21 protein-coding genes are annotated in these 18,696 nt (G+C 38.7%); 9 read left to right on the top strand and 12 right to left on the bottom strand.

Features of this window, described 5'->3' with window-relative positions:
- Positions 1-51: 51 nt before the first annotated feature.
- Together QPX86_RS07300 and QPX86_RS07295 are read left to right on the top strand one after the other, a co-directional pair.
- Entirely contained in the window at positions 52-570 is a 519-nt protein-coding gene (locus tag QPX86_RS07300) for a hypothetical protein (protein ID WP_220753820.1), read from the top strand.
- Positions 571-599: 29 nt separating this feature from the next.
- Positions 600-1,019, top strand: a complete 420-nt coding sequence (locus QPX86_RS07295) for an MmcQ/YjbR family DNA-binding protein (RefSeq protein ID WP_220753819.1) — start codon at positions 600-602, stop codon at positions 1,017-1,019.
- 17 nt (positions 1,020-1,036) lie between these two features.
- Here QPX86_RS07295 and QPX86_RS07290 read toward each other — a convergent pair whose 3' ends face one another.
- Entirely contained in the window at positions 1,037-1,708 is a 672-nt protein-coding gene (locus QPX86_RS07290; protein WP_220753818.1) for a PilZ domain-containing protein, read from the bottom strand.
- A 288-nt stretch (positions 1,709-1,996) separates the two neighbouring features.
- Here QPX86_RS07290 and QPX86_RS07285 point away from each other — a divergent pair, with 288 nt between their 5' ends.
- Positions 1,997-2,560, top strand: a complete 564-nt coding sequence (locus QPX86_RS07285; protein ID WP_285164780.1) for a CBS domain-containing protein — start codon at positions 1,997-1,999, stop codon at positions 2,558-2,560.
- A gap of 87 nt (positions 2,561-2,647) precedes the next feature.
- On the opposite strand, the gene QPX86_RS07280 is transcribed toward QPX86_RS07285, so the two are convergent.
- From QPX86_RS07280 to QPX86_RS07265, 4 genes are all read right to left on the bottom strand, one after another.
- Entirely contained in the window at positions 2,648-3,637 is a 990-nt protein-coding gene (locus QPX86_RS07280) for a GGDEF domain-containing protein (protein WP_285164779.1), read from the bottom strand.
- Between the two features lie 161 nt (positions 3,638-3,798).
- Positions 3,799-4,476, bottom strand: a complete 678-nt coding sequence (locus QPX86_RS07275) for a fumarylacetoacetate hydrolase family protein (protein WP_285164778.1) — start codon at positions 4,474-4,476, stop codon at positions 3,799-3,801.
- A gap of 126 nt (positions 4,477-4,602) precedes the next feature.
- The gene (locus QPX86_RS07270; protein ID WP_220753814.1) at positions 4,603-5,130 is read right to left on the bottom strand and encodes a hypothetical protein; all 528 of its coding nucleotides are present in this window, start codon (positions 5,128-5,130) and stop codon (positions 4,603-4,605) included.
- A complete protein-coding gene (locus QPX86_RS07265; protein WP_220753813.1) occupies positions 5,123-5,872 on the bottom strand; it encodes a winged helix-turn-helix domain-containing protein in 750 nt (249 codons plus the stop codon). The genes QPX86_RS07270 and QPX86_RS07265 overlap by 8 nt, the downstream gene beginning before the upstream one ends.
- A 570-nt stretch (positions 5,873-6,442) precedes the next feature.
- On the opposite strand from QPX86_RS07265, the gene QPX86_RS07260 reads away from it, so the two are divergent.
- Together QPX86_RS07260 and QPX86_RS07255 are read left to right on the top strand one after the other, a co-directional pair.
- The gene (locus QPX86_RS07260) at positions 6,443-7,267 is read left to right on the top strand and encodes a cytochrome c3 family protein (protein ID WP_225442199.1); all 825 of its coding nucleotides are present in this window, start codon (positions 6,443-6,445) and stop codon (positions 7,265-7,267) included.
- A gap of 13 nt (positions 7,268-7,280) precedes the next feature.
- Positions 7,281-7,745, top strand: coding sequence for a hypothetical protein (locus QPX86_RS07255; RefSeq protein ID WP_220753812.1), 465 nt, complete (start codon positions 7,281-7,283; stop codon positions 7,743-7,745).
- 191 nt (positions 7,746-7,936) lie between these two features.
- Here the strand turns inward: QPX86_RS07255 and QPX86_RS07250 are convergent, their stop codons facing one another.
- Genes QPX86_RS07250 through QPX86_RS07240 form a run of 3 tightly spaced genes read right to left on the bottom strand, consistent with a single transcriptional unit; the run spans position 7,937 to position 10,288 of the window.
- Entirely contained in the window at positions 7,937-8,947 is a 1,011-nt protein-coding gene (locus QPX86_RS07250) for a succinylglutamate desuccinylase/aspartoacylase family protein (RefSeq protein ID WP_285164777.1), read from the bottom strand.
- Positions 8,947-9,852 carry a 30S ribosomal protein S6--L-glutamate ligase gene (rimK, locus tag QPX86_RS07245; RefSeq protein ID WP_220753810.1) on the bottom strand — a complete coding sequence of 302 codons (906 nt, stop codon included), beginning with the start codon at positions 9,850-9,852 and terminating at the stop codon, positions 8,947-8,949. Before rimK ends, QPX86_RS07250 begins: the two co-directional genes overlap by 1 nt.
- 4 nt (positions 9,853-9,856) lie before the next feature.
- Positions 9,857-10,288 carry an ATP-dependent zinc protease family protein gene (locus tag QPX86_RS07240; RefSeq protein WP_220753809.1) on the bottom strand — a complete coding sequence of 144 codons (432 nt, stop codon included), beginning with the start codon at positions 10,286-10,288 and terminating at the stop codon, positions 9,857-9,859.
- A 530-nt stretch (positions 10,289-10,818) separates the two neighbouring features.
- On the opposite strand from QPX86_RS07240, the gene QPX86_RS07235 reads away from it, so the two are divergent.
- From QPX86_RS07235 to QPX86_RS07220, 4 genes are all read left to right on the top strand, one after another.
- Positions 10,819-11,490 carry a DUF2461 domain-containing protein gene (locus QPX86_RS07235; protein ID WP_285164776.1) on the top strand — a complete coding sequence of 224 codons (672 nt, stop codon included), beginning with the start codon at positions 10,819-10,821 and terminating at the stop codon, positions 11,488-11,490.
- A 200-nt stretch (positions 11,491-11,690) separates the two neighbouring features.
- Positions 11,691-11,882: a hypothetical protein gene (locus tag QPX86_RS07230; protein ID WP_285164775.1), complete on the top strand. Its 192-nt coding sequence runs from the start codon at positions 11,691-11,693 to the stop codon at positions 11,880-11,882.
- 112 nt (positions 11,883-11,994) lie between these two features.
- Positions 11,995-13,353, top strand: coding sequence for a BamA/TamA family outer membrane protein (locus QPX86_RS07225; RefSeq protein ID WP_259651309.1), 1,359 nt, complete (start codon positions 11,995-11,997; stop codon positions 13,351-13,353).
- 170 nt (positions 13,354-13,523) lie between these two features.
- On the top strand, positions 13,524-14,891 hold the full coding sequence (locus QPX86_RS07220; RefSeq protein ID WP_285164774.1) for an RsmB/NOP family class I SAM-dependent RNA methyltransferase: 1,368 nt from the start codon (positions 13,524-13,526) through the stop codon (positions 14,889-14,891).
- A gap of 92 nt (positions 14,892-14,983) precedes the next feature.
- Here QPX86_RS07220 and glmM read toward each other — a convergent pair whose 3' ends face one another.
- The 4 genes from glmM to QPX86_RS07200 all read right to left on the bottom strand — a co-directional run bounded on the left by glmM (position 14,984) and on the right by QPX86_RS07200 (position 18,686).
- Positions 14,984-16,342: a phosphoglucosamine mutase gene (gene glmM / locus QPX86_RS07215; RefSeq protein WP_285164773.1), complete on the bottom strand. Its 1,359-nt coding sequence runs from the start codon at positions 16,340-16,342 to the stop codon at positions 14,984-14,986.
- Between the two features lie 169 nt (positions 16,343-16,511).
- Positions 16,512-17,390 carry a UTP--glucose-1-phosphate uridylyltransferase GalU gene (gene galU, locus QPX86_RS07210; protein WP_285164772.1) on the bottom strand — a complete coding sequence of 293 codons (879 nt, stop codon included), beginning with the start codon at positions 17,388-17,390 and terminating at the stop codon, positions 16,512-16,514.
- Positions 17,390-17,755 carry a hypothetical protein gene (locus tag QPX86_RS07205; RefSeq protein ID WP_285164771.1) on the bottom strand — a complete coding sequence of 122 codons (366 nt, stop codon included), beginning with the start codon at positions 17,753-17,755 and terminating at the stop codon, positions 17,390-17,392. The genes galU and QPX86_RS07205 overlap by 1 nt, the downstream gene beginning before the upstream one ends.
- Entirely contained in the window at positions 17,727-18,686 is a 960-nt protein-coding gene (locus tag QPX86_RS07200; protein WP_285164770.1) for a DHH family phosphoesterase, read from the bottom strand. The genes QPX86_RS07205 and QPX86_RS07200 overlap by 29 nt, the downstream gene beginning before the upstream one ends.
- Positions 18,687-18,696 lie beyond the last annotated feature (10 nt).

The following is an 18,696-nucleotide window of genomic DNA, read 5'->3' as shown; positions in this document are numbered from 1 at the left end:
GTGTTTTAAGATAAGGCTATGATGCTGATTTAGTAAGGAAAGGAGTATCTTATGAAGCAAGTAACACGCTTAAAATTAAGCTTTATGAATTTCATGTGTTCCAATAAAGGGAATCGCTTAAACAAAACTCCTCTCGACTTGAACTCCCCACTAAAATTGATGATTTTACTATCTTCTATTCATTCAAATATTGCGTTTGGGACAACCATCAACCTTGAAAAATATTTAGGAGGATATAGCGCTGAACTTGCTGGAAAACCAGCACTAACATTTAAATTTTCCAGTAAAAATAGTGACAACATCTGCAGTATCATCACTACAGAAGAACATATGTTTAGCTCGAATAACCTGTTAGAAAATATTAATTTAAGTGAAAAGAACTTCTACCTAGATTGTGAAGTAGAAGACAAGTTTTACATGCTCTCTAATCATTACCGAACCTACGCACAGGTGCTAATAAAACAACCTGATATCAATTTTCCTATGTCGATGCATATTGAAGCTAAACTGGTTACGATAAACGGTGTTCAACTTAATGTGATAAGTGGTGATATCTCACTTAGAAAATGAATCCATCAGTTAATTTAGTGGAATATGTTATGGAATTTGATCAAGTCAGAAAATACTTACTCGCAAAACCTTTCACCACAGAAAGCTTTCCTTTTGGTGAAGATACGCATGTATTTAAAGTGAAATCTAAAATGTTTGCTTTAGTTGCATGGCGTAAAAATGCCTTAATGATTAACCTTAAGTGCGATCCAGATGAGTCTTGTGCATTACGGGATATTTTCAACTCAATTACCACTGGTTACCACATGGACAAGAAACACTGGATTTCAGTTTATTACCCAAATAGTATTGCAAATCAGATAAAAACCGAAGGTTCAAGCAATAGTGAAACACGACCAATTAGCATTGTTCCAAATGGGGAATTAGAAAGAATTATCGATAACTCTTTTATGTTGGTAGTCAGTAAGATGCCTAAAAAGGAACAAACATCGATTTTACTCAATCTGTAGAATTTAAGGTTAATAGACTATTTTTCGGCTAATAACGCCATACGAACAATTTTTTCTACCAGTTCATCTTGATCGCTAATAAACTGGCAGCCTAATTTAAGTCCTTCTTCAGAAGCTTTTGCGTTACAAATACGGGCTTTGAGTGAAATTTGGTTTTCATCCACCTCAATTGAGATAGTAATAGTTTCACCTTCGACAAGTGCATCTTGCTCCTCTTTACAGGCCTCTATATGACAACCTGTCAGTGAGACATCTGTTAACTTTGCATGCCAAGAGTCTTCTTTTACTTTTATGCTTGCGGTTAGCTCTGTTAACACACGTTTAGTCGAACGCAAATTATGAATGATTATTTTACTTGGAAAGTTAAGTGCCATCATTCTTGTTGGCGTGCTCAAGGTTTGTCTTATTATTGATGAAAATGCAATTACAGATGCTTCGTGGCCTTCAATTAGCCCTCTAACAATGACTTCACTTCCTTGTACAAAATATTGGCCGAAGTTACCTAATTTATTCGACTCAGGAAATTGAATTAGTAAAAATTGCTCAGGTAGGTAGCCTATAAAAATGGTTCTAAAGCGCCCTTTTTGCCCTGCTGGACTGACGATATCAATGTTAACAGGAGTCCCAGCTAATAAAAATTTGAACTCTTTCGACAAACCTTGTTTTGTATCGACTTGTTTAGTTGGCATTTAACTTCCCTATTTCACTTTCAACCTCAGAAAGACTAGCACAAATATTAACAACTAACACAACAGCTTAACCTTAATTAATTGTTATTCATCTACTTGCATCGATTGCATCTACAGGTCTATGGTGAATATACAAGGTTAAGGCTTTATTGATGCAACACTTAAGTTAAGCACCATGAGTATTATCGATGAACTTATATATTTTCTAATTGATGCTATCGATAATACAGCCAACCAAAGCTATGTTCAGTGCCCTTAGCTATTCAATACTGTAACGGAGTTTTCACCATGAGAAACTTAGAACTATTTAGTACTGCATCTATCGATCACCTTTTATGGTCATCAAAACCATTAACACCGAGTTTAGACTCATCAGCTTTAGATATTTTTACTGATTTTGATGTGTCCAGACCCATCATTGTTGATGCCTCAACCAGTGCGGTAGGTACAGCTAAAATCATGGAAAAAACCCATGCTTATATGCGTTTAGTTGTTGATAAAAATGATAGGTTTCTTGGTATTATCACCCAGCGAGAATTATCGCATCACAACCTAATGCTTACCGCTAAGCGATTAACTTTGACCATTGATGAGTTATTAGTCACTGAAGTGATGGTGCCTAGAGAAGAACTACAAGCATTTGATTACAACCAAATTGCTACTGCAAAAGTCAGTGATATAGTCAGGCTATTGCAGGAAAACAATTTACATCACATGTTAGTAATTGATCAGAATTTACATCATATCAGAGGGTTAATTGCCGCAAGTGATTTAGCAAGAAAGCTTAATCAGCCAATTGAAATACATCAACGGCCTTCTTTCAGTCAAATTTTCTCTAATGCCCATGAATGATTTTGCCTAAACGATATAAATCACGGAGCCACTTACCTGACAAATCTCAGGTAAGTGACGATAAACCTTATTGAATATACGCACAAACTAGCCTTGCTGTGTTAGTTGGCTTTCTTGTTCAACAAGCTGATTATCGAAAGCAACACACTGATTTTTACCATAAGTTTTAGCTTGATATAGGGCCAAATCCGCTTTTTGAATAATCTCTTTCGCTGAGGTGAAGTTGCTAGGTATGCAAGAAGCAAAGCCTAAGCTCAAGGTGACGATTTTACTTTTAGATCTTGGGTGCGGGATGCCGAGTTCGGCAATTTTCAAACGAATATCTTCAGCGAGTTGCGACACACTTTCTTGCTGGCCGTAACAAATAATAGCAAACTCTTCACCGCCATAACGGCATACCACATCGGTTGAACGCACACATACGTCAGCTATTGCTTGCGATACTTGTATTAAACATTGATCTCCTTGGTAGTGGCCTAAGAAATCGTTATAAGCTTTAAAACAATCAATATCACACATGATTAATGACACTAATTGTCGCTCTCTTCGTGCTAAATTGATAATAAAGTCCAATTGAGAGTCGAATTCTCTGCGATTGTTCAGCCCTGTTAATGCATCAAGCTTTGAAAGCTTAAACAATTTGGCACTCGTACGTTCACGCTCAATAATCCCAAAAAGTAATTGTGCATTTCCGCAATCGTCTCGAAGTATTGCTCTTGCTTTACTCGTAAAGTAAAGGATCTCACCTTGGCTAGCGTCATAATAAGGAAAACGATTATGGTATTCATCGATACGCCCTAAGCGCAAGTCACAGTAATCGTCAAAAATTCGCTTAGCTTTATGGGCATCTTTTACCGCAATATTTTTATTGTAATCCCCAGCAATAGGACAAGTCTTACTAACAGAATGTTGGAGGGTACTTGAGTCTAAAGAGAACATGTCACGCATGTTACTGTTGCAGTAAAAAACATTACTATTATCTTCTAAGTCTATTAGCCACCAGGAAACACCAGAAAAGCTTAATAGCTCTTGATAAAGCGTAAAATATTTTTCAATTCGCTTATTTGGAAACGTCATAATTGATTAGCCACTTTGTTCAAGCTAACCATCAGTCACTTACGCAACTAACTTTCCCTTTAGCAAAATGAATCAGCAAAACTACTATGATTATAGACCCTGTTTACGTAATTGCCTGTTTGCCTCTCATTTAGCTCAAAACAATGTCGCTAATAAATGCATTAAACCGCTGTCCATCTATGTTCGATACACGGCTTTATTTGGGATACTTGCTCAGCTAACTGCACATGTGATGAATAATCGACATTAGCCCAAAGCTTAACCTCAAACACCGCCCCTAAAGCAACCTGGCCAACGCCTTTAGGTGTACCTGTCATCACAATGTCGCCATCCACTAACGTCATAAATTCATTCACCGAAGCTAGAATATCGTCAGCACTGTACATCATTAAATAGCTATGACCGAGTTGCCTGACTTCACCATCGATTGTCAATTGAAAGCAAAATGTAGCTCCGGCAGTTAACGACAATGAAGATAAACTGACAAAATCACTAAATAGAGCTGAGCCATCAAATGCCTTAGCTCGCTCCCATGGTAGCTGCTGTGATTTAAGTTTGGACTGCAATTCTCTCTTGGTTAGGTCTAATCCCACCCCTACCCCATGAAACATCCCATTACGCACTGAAAAACATAGCTCTGTTTCAAAATGAATCGGCTCTTGATGAAATGAGGTCAGCTGCGTGGAAATCGCAGAGTTAGGTTTTAAAAAAACCACCATATCTGAAGGCACCTCATTACCCAGTTCATGGATATGATCCACATAATTACGACCAATACAGATAATTTTAGACGGTGACGTCGCTTCACTATTTGAGTCATATTGAATTGTGTTTAACATTTGCTTAAGCCTCTAGATATCAATTCCTATCAGCATATTGATTTAGTTAAATCGAATCAAACATATAAAGTAAATTAAAGGAGCAATCAAGGCGTCATAAATAGATTGGTTACCCAAATAAAAATGTCACTCCTTTAGATGGGTTAAGTGGCAAGCTGCTATATTCGAACTTGGTAAAAAATATAAAAAAGCTAATTGTTGTTCCTTATCTTCTTTTATTACTTTTAACGTTAAATTTTGCACCCCCTGCTTTTCAATATTTCTATCTGTAAATGCTTTTATGTGATCAGCATGTAGAGGTAAATCAACCGATTTATCGTGAATATCTAATTGAGAATTTAAAATATTGAGTGTGTAAGTACCATGCACTTTCTGGGCTTTTAATACCTCCCCTTGAACATGAAATGTCGCAATGGGCTTGCCCAGTTCGGTGAAATATCGATAGCTGAAGCTGACGTTGCGTTGTTGGAAAGTTAAGTCAGTAAGTAATATATGCTTATTGACGTTTTGCAATTGACGATCGTTCTCTACTAATTCAATACGGCAAGTCATAACCATATCCACAAGAGGTTCTTTTATGTGTAAATAAACTGTCGCTGCAGTGATTAATATAAATAGCCCCCCTGCAATAATGTACTTAGTCATTTTAGTCACAAAGTGATACCTCTTGTAGCCAGGCATTAGATAGAAACTCTGGCTTTAAGCTGAAATCGCTCGTTTTGATATTTCTAACTCTTGTATCACCATTAGGCATAACACCTTCAAGCACCAAGTTAAGCACCTGACTATCACTAGAAAAAGTGAAGAATACCTGTTTCCATGGAATGGATTCACACATACTCAAAGCTTTACTCAGCCTTTGCTCAAGATGAGCGATATGCTCTGCTGACATTTGGGGCGAATTCAACCAAGTATATTCTATGTGTTCACGGTTATTTATCGAAATGGTGTGGCTATCTCTAATAAAACTCACTGGAGTGGTAACCCAAACATATTGATGCATCACTACCCCCACTAAAAGAGCAAAAGCGCATACCCAGCCAAATACAATTCTTGTCTGTTTTTCACGTTTTGTCTTTACTTGACGCCACTCAGGTAAAGGTGGGGAAATATTAAGTCGATACCCTTTTTTAGGCATAGTCTCGATGAGTTCACTGTAATCCTCACCGAGGTATTTTCTGATAGTAAAAACAGCTTTGGCGACTGCAGACTCACTCATTACTGTTTCAAAAGAACCTGCACACGCCAACTGCCCTTTCGTAATCACAGTATTAGGGTGTTTAATCAGTTGCTCTAACACCTGGGTTTCGGTTCTAGTTAAACTATATTCAGTTTCAGTTTGAGTGTTTATGAGCAGACGATTACTCACATCGAACTCAAACACGTTAAACTTCATAAGACCCCTTGATTCGAATGGTTAAATTTATCTTACATTAGTTAAACTTCATTAACTTACATATACATCACACTTTACCATTGCCCTAAAATAACATACGCCAAAGTCGATATTTTAAACGCTGATATTTTTACTGAGAAGCTCATAGCTTTTTACTCAACTGAACGCTGCAATAAGTCGCCAATTTTGTACCTAAGTGCCCCTTTGTTGTTAACCCAACTTTTTAAATCTCGATGTAGATCACACCAACATCAGAGTAATATCAAAAATAATAACCCGTAATAAGCATTATAATCTTTATTTAAGCTGACAATCGGTAGATATCACCACAAAAGGTAATTTCAAAGTCAGTTTCTATGACTTTTAGTTAACTCTTTTGCCTTTTTCAGTCTGTAATTATACCTCCCCTATTACTATGAGTTAGGTCTCATTCAGATTCCTGCAAGCTGTCATGATTTATCTAACCACAAACAAGGGCAATGCAAACATCATCAATATCGAAACCTGCAATAGCAGGCTACTCGCAACAACTTAGATGATGTCTGCAATGAATAGAGTAAAAAGAAGGTCATGATGAATAAACTAAATAGAAGACAAGCACTCAATCGAATTGTAGGTATTACAGCAGCAACTGCTGGCGGTGCATTAGTTGCAAACCCGGTAATTGCAGCAATTGCTGATGATAACGGCAATTGGAAACTACAACCCGGCGAGCGTTTAGAGTATGCCAGGCTCGACCCGATGGAAGTTGCGCATTACTCATACTTAGATGCCAGAATGAATCATGGCTGCATGTACGCAGTATTTGACAGCATTATTTACTATCTTGCTAAGTCAAATTCACCTGATGCAGAAAAATTCAGCCAGGTTCAAACAGCATTATCAGTATATGGATATTCTGGAATGATGGGTGAAGGTACAATTTGCGGCAACATGAATGGTGCAGCTATGTTACTTAATATGCTCAATATAAACGGTGAGAAAGCCAACGATATACTTGGGCCAATCATGCGATTCTATGAAAATGAAACCTTACCCTATCAATCTGATGTGTTCTTAGAAGGAATTGGAGCAGATAAAGCAGAAACACTTGAATTAGTTGGCAAGCCAACAATTGCACGAAGTGTTCTCTGTCATACTTCAATTAGCTTATGGGCAAATGTAAACAACAAAACAGCAAAAGATAAAGGTGTTAGGTGCCGACAGCTGTCAGCATCAATAGTCCACGAACTTGTTATTTTGCTCAATAAAGCATTTGATGGTCATACAATCACCGACCACCCAGTTTCAGAAACGGTAGCCACTTGTCAGTCGTGCCATACAGAATCATCTACGTTTGCCCCTAGCGTTAGAGCTAACATCGCCTGTGACTCTTGTCATGGCGGACATCAATAAAGGAGCTTATCTAATGAATAAAGTTACTTATTGTCTAGTCACCTTATTATGTTCATTGTTACTGCTAGGCTGTAATAGCAGTGATGATAAGACTGCTTCGACAAGCATAGATATTAATCAAACTGAAACTTTAACAGTTGAATTAAATGAAGTTGATGCTGAATATGGGAAAGTCAATATTAGCCTTAAGGGTGATAATAATTTACCCGTTACAGGCGCTCACAACTTTAACCTGCTATTTTTGGGATACCTATATAACAACCCATCAAAATACCAGTTGCAATCTCATGAAGCTCTGCAAGTGAAGTGTATTAATACCACTGAGTGTTTAATGAATATCGAAGAGCAAAAAGATGGACGTTATGAACTCGTCGCTGATGACGTCAATTGGGACGCTCGAACTTATAAGTACAAGGTTGCAGTTGAAGTGCTCGGAGATAAAAGTCACTTCGAGTATGCTTTTTTAAATGTTCAATGAGCCCTAAAAGAGTGAATGACCGCACGGTTAAGTGTTTGACGAAAAATAGCTCATTCTTAATGAGTCCACACTGGACTCATTAAAAGGCATCACTTGAACATGTTGTAATAATATTTTAAAAATACATAAAAAAGTCACTGCGATACCATGCAGTGACTTTCATCTCGTGTACAAGCCATTAAAACTCAAGTCTAAGCATATGTTGAGATAAACTCGTCTAAATGCTCATTGGCAATTTCAATGTCATCGCCAACAAACTGAGCGATATGAAATAACGCTTCACCTTCGTTAGCGACTGGAATATTGGTTAAGCCAATAATAATGCCATCGGTTGGAGAACGTAACTCGGTAACTTCTCCACCCAGTGGATTGACCACATTGGCAAGTAAGCATCCTTTGCTCACACGAGCCCCTATTTTGCGTTTCACATTCACCAATCCATCTGCTTCACTTCGTAACCAATAACTGCGGCTCGCATTAATAGACGCTGTTGGTTTTAGTTTACTATTCAGCATCCCTAAATAGCGCATCACATTCAGTACACCTGTGACACCAGACTTTATCGACAACTCACTAAACCTTAGGGCTTCACCTGCTTCATATAAAATACATGCGATGCCTTTTTCATTAGCGTAGCCACGCATAGAGCCTTTTACAGACTTTGAGTCCATAATCACCGGAGCCCCGAAAGCCGTAGCCATTGCCATCATGACTTCATCATCAGTATCACAACGGATCTGCGGGAAGTTATCACGATGAATAGCCCCAGTATGCAAATCAACAATATGAGTTGCTTTTTTTAATAACTCATTAGAAAACAAATGAGCTAAGCGACTCGCTAATGCGCCTTTTGCACTGCCAGGGAAACAACGATTTAAATCGCGTCTGTCAGGTAAATAACGTGATTGATGAATAAAACCAAACACATTCACAATAGGTACAACCACCAAGGTTCCAGTTAAGGTTTTCATGTTCACCTTATCAATCAAGCGACGACATATTTCGATGCCATTTAGCTCGTCACCATGAATTGCAGCGCACACTAATAATACAGGCCCAGGCTTTTTACTATGAAACACCTCAACATGCAGCTCTAACGGCGTGTCGTTATACAATTTTGCTGCGGGCAGTTTGATGCTGGCACGACTGCCAGCTTCAATACTAAACTCACCAATTGCAAACGCTTCACGCATAGGTGCCATTAACCCACACCCTTGGTTTTAGTGCTATTTGGTTTAGCATTTTTTTCAATAAACTGAATAATTTTTTCAGCCACATCAATACCAGTAGACTGCTCAATTCCTTCAAGACCCGGAGATGAATTCACCTCCATCACTAAAGGACCATGCTTCGAACGTAAAATATCCACACCTGCAACATTAAGCCCCATAGTTTTAGCTGCGCGCAATGCCGTAGAGCGTTCTTCTGGGGTCAACTTCACAATTGTTGCTGTACCACCACGGTGAAGGTTTGAGCGAAACTCGCCTTCAGCACCTTGACGCTTCATCGCAGCAATCACTTTGTCACCAATCACAAAACAACGAATATCAGCACCACCAGCTTCAGCGATATACTCTTGCACCATGATATTCGCTTTTAAGCCCATGAATGCCTCAATAACACTTTCAGCCGCTTTACGAGTTTCAGCTAACACCACACCAATTCCTTGGGTACCTTCAAGTAGCTTAATCACACAAGGTGCGCCGCCTACCATGTCCAAAAGATCTGGCACATCAGCTGGCTTATTAGCAAAACCAGTAACAGGTAAACCGATATTTTTGCGTGACAATAACTGTAATGAACGTAATTTATCCCTTGAACGCGAAATCGCTACAGATTCATTTAATGGGTGTACACCCATCATCTCAAACTGACGTAAAACCGCAGTACCATAAAAGGTTACCGAAGCGCCAATACGAGGTACAACAGCATCAAATGTCGGTAACTCTTCACCGCGCATATGAATACTAGGAGCCATCATATTGATGTTCATGTAACACGCTAGCGGGTCAATAATTTGTACTTCATGACCTCGAGCTATCGCCGCTTCTTGAATACGACGAGTAGAATATAAGTCTTTATTTCTAGACATAATTGCAATGCGCATAACCTTAAGCTCCTGTTAAATGTGCTGCTGATGAATCCACTAAAAAACGCCCTGCTAGTGCTCGGCGACCTAAAAGCATTCTAAACTGCATGTTGTCACGTTGTGTAAGGGTAAGTTCAATATCAAACTGAGCATCGCCAATAATAATGGGGGTTTTAACCACATAGCGATTAGTAATATGCCCACCAGAATCTTTTACGTGTCGGCGATCAAATACAGCAAACTCTTGAACGATTTCTCTGTCTGATTCTTGCTCAGGATGGATCCATACTCTGATCCAATCTTGATCATCTTTAATAAACGGTTTAATTCTAAAAGCGTGTAAACATGACGTCTTAGCACCGGTATCAATTTTCATATTGACCCGTTCATTGCCAAGTTCAGGAAACGTCGCCCATTCACACCAGCCAAGAATTTTTAATGCATTTTTTGTCATGTTTAAGCCTTTTTCACAAAACCTTACTTCGTTTAATATCGTTAAATTGACAGGCATAAAGGAATTAATAAGACTGCTTTTGACAATATTGCAGCCATATAAATGTATCAACTTTAGCCAAAACAACACTTTAATTGAGTTAATAACAAGTTGAAAACTTACCCTCAATCAGTTTGGAAGCGCATAATACTCCTAAAGTTTAAAAACACTACTAAAAAAAACATAAAATTTAAAAAAAACCACCAGCAACAATCAATAACCTTATCAACACTGCATTTCCAAACAGCCAAAAACAACAATTAACTCTAGATAAAAGCAATAAAAACCGTAAAACAAATGAAAATTGACGTTTTAACACACAAAATAATTTGTTTGAGACAAGTATAAAAGATGATTATATGTTAACCACTGAGCTTTGTATTATTAGTAATCAAATAAGTCGTACATTCCAAGCTGAGTTTTTAACATTTTTGATTAAAGGTAGTCGGCTTTTATGGCACACTTTAGGCTCACCTTTTTTAGGATCTGTTATGTATACTCAGCAAAGTTTTGACTTCTTAACCCTACTTGCCAATAACAACGATCGCGAGTGGTTTAAAGCTAACCAACAAGATTACGAAGATAGGGTTAGAACGCCGACATTAAAATTTATTGAAGCGATGCAAGGACCAATCTTAAATATATCACCTCGCCTTACTGCAGTGCCTAAAAAGGTAGGTGGCAGCATGATGCGACCGCAAAGAGACAGTCGTTTCAGTAAAGATAAAAGCCCTTATAAGTTAAATGTTGGTATTCAGTTCAGACACTTTCAGGGCAAAGATGTCCATGCTCCAGGGCTTTATCTACATTTAGCTAATGATGGCTGTTTTATCGCTGCAGGTATCTGGCATCCTGAATCTAAAGCCTTAAATGCAATTCGCCACTGTATTGATGAAAACCCTAATGGTTACAAAAAGGCGTTAATTGCATTAGATAAAGCTGGGTTTGAATTATCAGGTGATAGCCTAGTAAGGCCTCCTCGGGGTTTTGATAAAGAGCACCCACTAATAGAAGAATTAAAACGAAAAGATTTTATCGCCATTAAACCAATAACGATTGAGCAAGTTTGTGATAAGGACTTTGTAGAGTATTGCGCTAAAGAGTTCGAAAAAACGACACAATTGATGGGATACCTTTGTTTCGCTCTCGATTTAGATTTTTAATTGGATTTTTAATTGGATTTTTAGAAAGCTTCGGCTTTTAAAACATGTACCATTATCAAACTTGAACTTTTAGCCTCCAAGTTTACAAATATCTAATTCAACTTTATATGTGTTCGTAAACATCCGCCCCAATAAAAGTGATTTGAAACTCCAAATAACGCTAACAAAATAGTTGGCGTTTTTGGTAGAGGATTTACAGTGTGTATTTCACACCTATTCCCAACAAGCTTCAACAAGCTTCAACAAGCTTCAACAAGCTTCAACAAGCTTCAACAAGCTTCAACAAGCTTCAACAAGCTTCAACAAGCTTCAACAAGCTTCAACAAGCTTCAACAAGCTTCAACAAGCTTCAACAAGCTTCAACAAGCTTCAACAAGCTTCAACAAGTATAAAATCATTTAATCACTGTACCTTTCCCACTAGACAACCTATATTATTCAATAAAATACCAACAAATAAACTACAAACATCCCCTTGAACTCAATGTAATGACAAGGCTTGCTGATGATGAATAAATACCCTAAAAAAGTTGCTACCCCCGCCTTTAAAGGCTTAATTCCCTTAACTGTATTCATTGCCGCCTCGTTATCCCTTTATAGCCAATCATCAACTGCTGCTTCAGCCCATGTAAAATCTTCTGTAAACCGAAGTGAAACACCTGATACTGGCACCGAGAAGCTGCTTTTACCTTATGTTTTCAGTACAGACTCAATGGGCGTTAATATTGGTCTAGGTGCGATGGTCAGTGGTTATTATCAAGAGCAGATGACTGTTGGCGGTACCGTGTATGGCGGGGATGTCAGTTATGGCGCGGGTGGTGGTGTCTGGAATTATAAAATCCCTAAAACTGAGCGGTTCTTTTTAAGTGTATACGGTTTTTTAGGCTATTACCCACAACAAAAGGCATACGCTGGTGGCGCTAGTAATTTTATCCCGGCTGATACACCTTTACCTGGTAGCAATGACTCGTCGAATGAACAGTTTTTGCAAGCAGATGGTTCATCAAACTGGTGGGAAATGAAACTTGAATACGCCCTACCAATAGGCGCTACACGTGATAAAGGCCAAGTCACTTACGAGTTAACTAATGGCTTACTGACGTCAAAGCCTTCCGGCGGAGATAAATGGAACCCATTTGAATCAGGTGCAACTGTAGCCGTACTCAGACAATTTAATCGTTATGAGAGTTATGAGTTTGATGATGATGAACTCGATGGCGCCGTTCACGCTATTGAGCTAGGGCTCCTTTACGACAATACCGACTTTTCAGTAAATCCAAGTTTTGGTAGTAAGCAGTATTTATCAATCTCACACGATGCTGGCTGGTTTGAGTCTGAGCAATCTTGGACTTTCTTAGAGTTTGAAGCCAGTAAATACTTTTCATTTGGGCAATCTGATTACGCTTCACAACGGATTTTGGCGTTGAACTTTTGGACAGGTTACTCCCCTTCTTGGGAACTTGAATACGATGAACAAGGCGGTAGAAAAGTTAATAATAACGCGCCATACAGTGAAGGAGCTTCATTGGGGGGCTTTTATAGAATGCGCGGTTTCGAAAACAATCGCTTTCATGATAAAGCATCAATCTACGCTACCGCAGAATACCGTTACACCCTAAAGTATAACCCCATAGAAGATGTAAGTTGGCTTAAGTTTTTGCGTTTAGATTGGTTCCAACTAGTGGGTTTTGTTGAAGCTGGACGTGTTGGTGAGTCCTATACCGCCAATGAGCTATTAACTGACATTAAATACGATTATGGAGTGTCTCTAAGAGCATTAACTGCTGGGATTGTAGTCAGGCTTGATGTAGCCACATCTGATGAAAGCACCAATGCTTGGGTCATGGTTGATCACCCTTTTTAATGTCATAGCTACTTTTATATAATAACGGCTCCCCTATAAAGAGGGGGAGCACACATTTCGTCGATGAACACTTATACATATTCAACCCAAATTAAAGACATGCTAAAATAGCGCATTACTTTTTAAGATCACAAACAAGTATTGTGATCACAGCCACTCTTGAGTTCACCATGTCATCAGCACCACAATCTACCATTATCGCTAATACACCTGCAGAAAAAAGAGCGCTTAGTTACTCTAGTACCATCAAAAAACTATTTGATGAAGTATTGGACACTAAGATGCCTGCAGACAGGATTGTGGCTAATTATTTCCGTGAACATAAAAAGCACGGTTCGAAAGACAGACGCGTGATCCGCGAAACCTTATTTGGTCTATTTAGATGGTGGGGTTGGCTTAAGCAATTAGGCTCACAACATGACGAGCAAACTTGGTTCAAAATGCTCAGTTCATGTGCATTATTAGAGCAACATAGCTGGCGCAGTTTTGCTGATGCTTGGCAAATATTTGCAGGGCTATCAGATGCTCAAGTAGAGATAATAACTGCTAATATTGCCACCGATGAGATAGCAAACACAGACTCCGTGGTTGCTAAAAACCTGCTACTCAAAAAGCTATTCACAAATTTTGAATTCACAGAAACCCAGTTACTACCTGAATGGTTCTGGGAAGTTTGCCCTGTTGAAGACGGTAAGACACAAATACAGCTAATAGAAGCCATGAGCTCTAGACCGCCTATTTGGGCTAGAGTACAAGGTCAAGACACTCAGATGGCATTAGCTGAGCTTCAACAAGCTCAAATTGATGCGACCCCAAGTGAATTTTTTAATGATGCGATTAGCTTAGGCAGTAAAAGTATTAACTTGAATGAAGTAAAACTGTATAAAAATGGCCTGTTAGAAATACAAGATTTAGCCTCACAAGTCATAGGTAATATTTGTCAGCCTAAAACCGACGAAAACTGGTGGGATACCTGTAGCGGCGCAGGTGGTAAAACCTTACAGCTTAGATCATTGATGATGCAAGATGCAGTAAAAGCATCATCTAATGGCAGCGTAATATCATCCGACATTCGCTCTAAAGCATTAGAAGAGCTAAACAAGCGTGCCAAAAGAGCAGGTTTTAACAACATCTCAATTTCGCGTTGGAAATCAGAAGCATTACCGGTTGAAGCTAATCATTTTGATGGCGTATTGGTTGACGCACCATGCAGCTGCACAGGCACTTGGCGCAGAAACCCTGACATGCGCTGGATAGATGACAGAAGCTGTGTCGAAGACAAACCTGCCCTGCAGTTAGACATTCTCACTCGCAGCGCTAAAGCGGTTAAATCAGGTGCAAGTTTAGTTTATGCCACCTGCTCTTTATCACCACTTGAAAATGAAGCCGTGGTTGATGAGTTTTTAGCGAATAATAAAGAGTTTTCACTTGAAACCATTACTCATCCATTTACCCAGCAACAAAACACCATGCTGACAGTATGGCCTTACGAGGCTAATAGTGACGGCATGTTTGTCGCGAAAATGGTAAAGCGATAAATACATTTTGTACAAAATGTATTTAACAAACAAAAACGCCAGCGTGTTAATGCTGGCGTTTTCTATTAAAAAGGTAAAAAAGCTAATACAAATTATGAGCTTGCAAGTTTAACTGCATCAGCAATACTTTGTGCTTGAGTTTGGGTCATTTCAGCGCAAGTAGATTCAACCATCACTCGAATAAGTGGCTCAGTACCTGATTTACGTAATAATACTCTGCCTCTTTCGCCCATAAACGCCTCAGCAGCTAACACTGACTGCTTGACTGATTCAGCAGCGATAATCTCATCGGCATTATTAGCATTTAAGCGCACATTAATCAGTACTTGAGGTAGTTTAGTCATTACTGACTTAACATCCGCTAAGCTTTTTCCTGACTCAATAACCGCTTCAAGTACTTGAAGTGATGCAACAACACCATCACCTGTGGTGGTGTGTTTTAAGCTTAAGATATGACCCGAGCCTTCACCGCCCAATTGCCAGCCAGTCTGTTTTAATTGCTCAACCACATAACGGTCGCCCACTTTGGCACGAACAAAAGGAATATCCATCTCTTTTAGCGCTAACTCAAGACCTAAGTTAGACATTAAGGTGCCTACTACGCCACCTTGTAATTCGCCTTTAGCTTGGGCCGCTTGAGCAAGAATAAACAATATTTCATCGCCATCAACGGCATGGCCATTATGATCAACAAATAAGACTCTATCGGCATCACCATCTAAAGCAATACCAAGGTCTGCTTCATGAACCATCACTGCGGTTTGCAGGCTATCTAAATGGGTTGCGCCACAACGCTCATTAATATTAAGACCATCTGGCTTGTCATTAATACTAATCACTTCTGCGCCAAGTTCTGCATACACTTCTTTGGCGATGTGATAAGCCGCGCCATTGGCAGAATCTACAACAATTTTAAGCCCTGTAAGTGACTTATCTTTATCGAACGTTCCTTTACAGAACTCAATATAGCGACCTGCGGCATCACTGATACGGCGTAATTTCCCCAATTTAGCTGAATCCACACATGTCATTGCATTATGGTAAATAGCTTGGTCTAACAAAAATTCAATCTCTAACTCTTGAGCATCAGTTAGTTTGGTACCTGAATTTGAAAATAACTTAATACCATTATCATAATAGGGATTGTGGGATGCACTGATCACCACGCCCGCATCGGCTCTAAATGTCGATGTTAAATATGCAATAGCGGGTGTTGGCATTGGGCCAACTAGCGCACAGTTAATACCCGCAGCAGAAAATCCAGCTTGCATCGCAGTTTCAAGCATATAACCACTAATACGGGTATCTTTACCAATGATCACTTCTTTGGTGCCTGTAGACGCTAAAACCGTACCAGCAGCCCAACCTAATTTCATCGCAAAAGAAGGATTAATCGGAAAATCACCGACCTTTCCTCGTACACCGTCAGTGCCAAAATACTTACGAGACATAGTTACTCCAAAAACCAATTATCTCTTTGGTTTTACCTAAATGAGCCCAAAATTTATTTATAAATTATATAGTAATTATTTAGCTCAATTATAATTAAATAGATCTAACAACCTTTTTAAACTAAAAAAACCAACTCAAAAGAGGTGGTTTTTTGTTATTATTAAGCAACTAAAGTAAATTTTTCACTATTTCAGCAAACTTATTTCCAAGCTTTTTATCGCGAAGACCATATTCAACAAACGCCTTCATATAGCCTAATTTATCACCACAATCATGCGATTTACCTGTCATATTAAAAGCTTCAACTCTGTCTTGTTCAATTAACATATCTATCGCATCAGTTAATTGAATTTCATCACCTGCGCCTGCTGGAGTTTTTGCAAGTAAGCCCCATATCTTTTCAGATAATACGTAACGGCCAACTACCGCAAGGTTGGAAGGTGCGTTACCAATGGCAGGTTTTTCTACCATGGCAGTAATTTTCGCTGACTCCCCTGCGACAATTTCTTCACCATCACAATCTGCAATACCATACTTATTAACTTCATTTTCAGGAACTGGAGCAACCATGATTTGGCTAGCAAAACTCGTTTTATAGCGTGCTATCATCGCAGCTAGATTATCTGTGTTTTGGTTAGCAGTGTACTCGTCCAAAATTACATCAGGCAAAACAACAGCAAAAGGTTCACTCCCAATGCACGGTTTAGCACATAAAACAGCATGACCTAAACCTTTAGCTTCACCTTGACGAACATGCATTATCGTCACATCTCGAGGACAAATAGACTGAACTTCTTCAAGAAGTTGGCGCTTAACACGCTTTTCAAGTGTTGACTCAAGCTCATAGGAAGTATCAAAGTGATTTTCAATAGCATTTTTACTCGCATGAGTAACTAATACTATTTCCTTTATTCCAGCAGATACACACTCATTAACAATATATTGAATAAGCGGTTTATCTACAATAGGAAGCATTTCTTTTGGAATTGCTTTTGTTGCTGGTAACATCCTAGTCCCAAGACCTGCTACAGGTATTACTACTTTCATTAATCCATCCTAATTAATATTTCAAAATTTTGATAAACAGCTATTTCACAACTGTGATTGACATATAGTTCAACACCGCAACGAAGATCAGAATCACAATCGTTGCAAAAAAAAGGGTTAATAATCACCCAGTGAACCCCCATCCTACCTTTATGTTGGCTAGATAAACTCGAATTCCAAACTGGATAATCAAAACCTATATGGTCTAACTCATTGACCATGTGTTCAAAAAATAACGTCTCTAAATCAGCAAGTTTAAAAGGTGACTTTATGCTTGCGTGAACTTCGCTTACAGTATGAGTTAAAGCTGCCTTTAATCTATCAACTAACATATTTCTACAATTGATAATATCGAGTAACTGCATCAACAAAGTGACCTAATTCCGACTTAGGTAAATTATTGATTCCAGCAGCAGCAGAACGACCACCGCCAGTTTTAAATTGACTACAGATATCACCGGCACCATGCTTATTTGATAGTGGTGCTCTCAATGACACCATGTAAGTATCATCTTGGTTATCTGTTAATACAGCGTGCGCAACATTTACATTACTATTAGCTAAATAGTTACCATAAACACCGCTTACTCTTTTAGACCAAGCCTCGTTTGGCAGTTCAAATATGGCTACAAACTCATTACTCTCAGTTACGGAAATCGCTTTGGCACGAGCCATATCCTCAGCGTAAGCATCTCTTAATCGATAGAACGGAGAGTGAGTATCCTTTATCACATCAAATGGATCAGCATACTTTACAAGCGCTAAGTAAAGTTCCGCTGGATGAAAATGTAAATCAGAGACACTAGCACCATAGCCGTTATAATTAATCAGAGTACCTAGCTCTTTAAGTAATTCAGACTGTTCACCTGTTAATTCTGCTTGTTGACTCAGCTCGTCCGCTTTAGCAATAAGATTATCGCCGTAGGCAGCCGTTATTGCCCATAAATGATACTTTCCGCCTAACAAATTATCGATTATCAAAGCAGTACAAGTATTTGGATCTAAATCAATATGCGCGTCTAAATGGTCACTTTCCGGAATAGTGCCACTTCTATGATGATCTGCATAAAAAACTTCAACATCAGCGTCTAATAAACCACAAAGCGCATCTGTATTTTTTTCCATTGAAATATCAAGAGCTGTTACTTTATCGCCCTCACTAGCGTTAACATCAGCTAATAGTTGTATATCCCGTTTGACTCCGGTAACTAATTCACTTTCGATTGGTTTTTCCAAGCGTAATTGTATTAATGAAATTATACCGTCAGCATCACCATTAAAAACATCAAAGTTCATATTTTAAATT

The sequence above is a fragment of the Shewanella goraebulensis genome, from assembly GCF_030252245.1.
GTDB lineage: Bacteria > Pseudomonadota > Gammaproteobacteria > Enterobacterales > Shewanellaceae > Shewanella > Shewanella goraebulensis.
Note: the sequence above shows the minus strand (reverse complement) of the source record. Positions and strands in the feature narration are given on the sequence as shown.

What these genes read in the sequence shown, in the direction of transcription:
- QPX86_RS07300 (WP_220753820.1), top strand. Translation starts at nt 52, where the DNA reads ATGAAGCAAGTAACACGCTTAAAATTAAGCTTTATGAATTTCATGTGT.
- QPX86_RS07295 (WP_220753819.1), top strand. Translation starts at nt 600, where the DNA reads ATGGAATTTGATCAAGTCAGAAAATACTTACTCGCAAAACCTTTCACC.
- QPX86_RS07290 (WP_220753818.1), bottom strand. Translation starts at nt 1,708, where the DNA reads ATGCCAACTAAACAAGTCGATACAAAACAAGGTTTGTCGAAAGAGTTC.
- QPX86_RS07285 (WP_285164780.1), top strand. Translation starts at nt 1,997, where the DNA reads ATGAGAAACTTAGAACTATTTAGTACTGCATCTATCGATCACCTTTTA.
- QPX86_RS07280 (WP_285164779.1), bottom strand. Translation starts at nt 3,637, where the DNA reads ATGACGTTTCCAAATAAGCGAATTGAAAAATATTTTACGCTTTATCAA.
- QPX86_RS07275 (WP_285164778.1), bottom strand. Translation starts at nt 4,476, where the DNA reads ATGTTAAACACAATTCAATATGACTCAAATAGTGAAGCGACGTCACCG.
- QPX86_RS07265 (WP_220753813.1), bottom strand. Translation starts at nt 5,872, where the DNA reads ATGAAGTTTAACGTGTTTGAGTTCGATGTGAGTAATCGTCTGCTCATA.
- QPX86_RS07260 (WP_225442199.1), top strand. Translation starts at nt 6,443, where the DNA reads ATGATGAATAAACTAAATAGAAGACAAGCACTCAATCGAATTGTAGGT.
- QPX86_RS07255 (WP_220753812.1), top strand. Translation starts at nt 7,281, where the DNA reads ATGAATAAAGTTACTTATTGTCTAGTCACCTTATTATGTTCATTGTTA.
- QPX86_RS07250 (WP_285164777.1), bottom strand. Translation starts at nt 8,947, where the DNA reads ATGGCACCTATGCGTGAAGCGTTTGCAATTGGTGAGTTTAGTATTGAA.
- rimK (WP_220753810.1), bottom strand. Translation starts at nt 9,852, where the DNA reads ATGCGCATTGCAATTATGTCTAGAAATAAAGACTTATATTCTACTCGT.
- QPX86_RS07240 (WP_220753809.1), bottom strand. Translation starts at nt 10,288, where the DNA reads ATGACAAAAAATGCATTAAAAATTCTTGGCTGGTGTGAATGGGCGACG.
- QPX86_RS07235 (WP_285164776.1), top strand. Translation starts at nt 10,819, where the DNA reads ATGTATACTCAGCAAAGTTTTGACTTCTTAACCCTACTTGCCAATAAC.
- QPX86_RS07225 (WP_259651309.1), top strand. Translation starts at nt 11,995, where the DNA reads ATGATGAATAAATACCCTAAAAAAGTTGCTACCCCCGCCTTTAAAGGC.
- QPX86_RS07220 (WP_285164774.1), top strand. Translation starts at nt 13,524, where the DNA reads ATGTCATCAGCACCACAATCTACCATTATCGCTAATACACCTGCAGAA.
- glmM (WP_285164773.1), bottom strand. Translation starts at nt 16,342, where the DNA reads ATGTCTCGTAAGTATTTTGGCACTGACGGTGTACGAGGAAAGGTCGGT.
- galU (WP_285164772.1), bottom strand. Translation starts at nt 17,390, where the DNA reads ATGAAAGTAGTAATACCTGTAGCAGGTCTTGGGACTAGGATGTTACCA.
- QPX86_RS07205 (WP_285164771.1), bottom strand. Translation starts at nt 17,755, where the DNA reads ATGCAGTTACTCGATATTATCAATTGTAGAAATATGTTAGTTGATAGA.
- QPX86_RS07200 (WP_285164770.1), bottom strand. Translation starts at nt 18,686, where the DNA reads ATGAACTTTGATGTTTTTAATGGTGATGCTGACGGTATAATTTCATTA.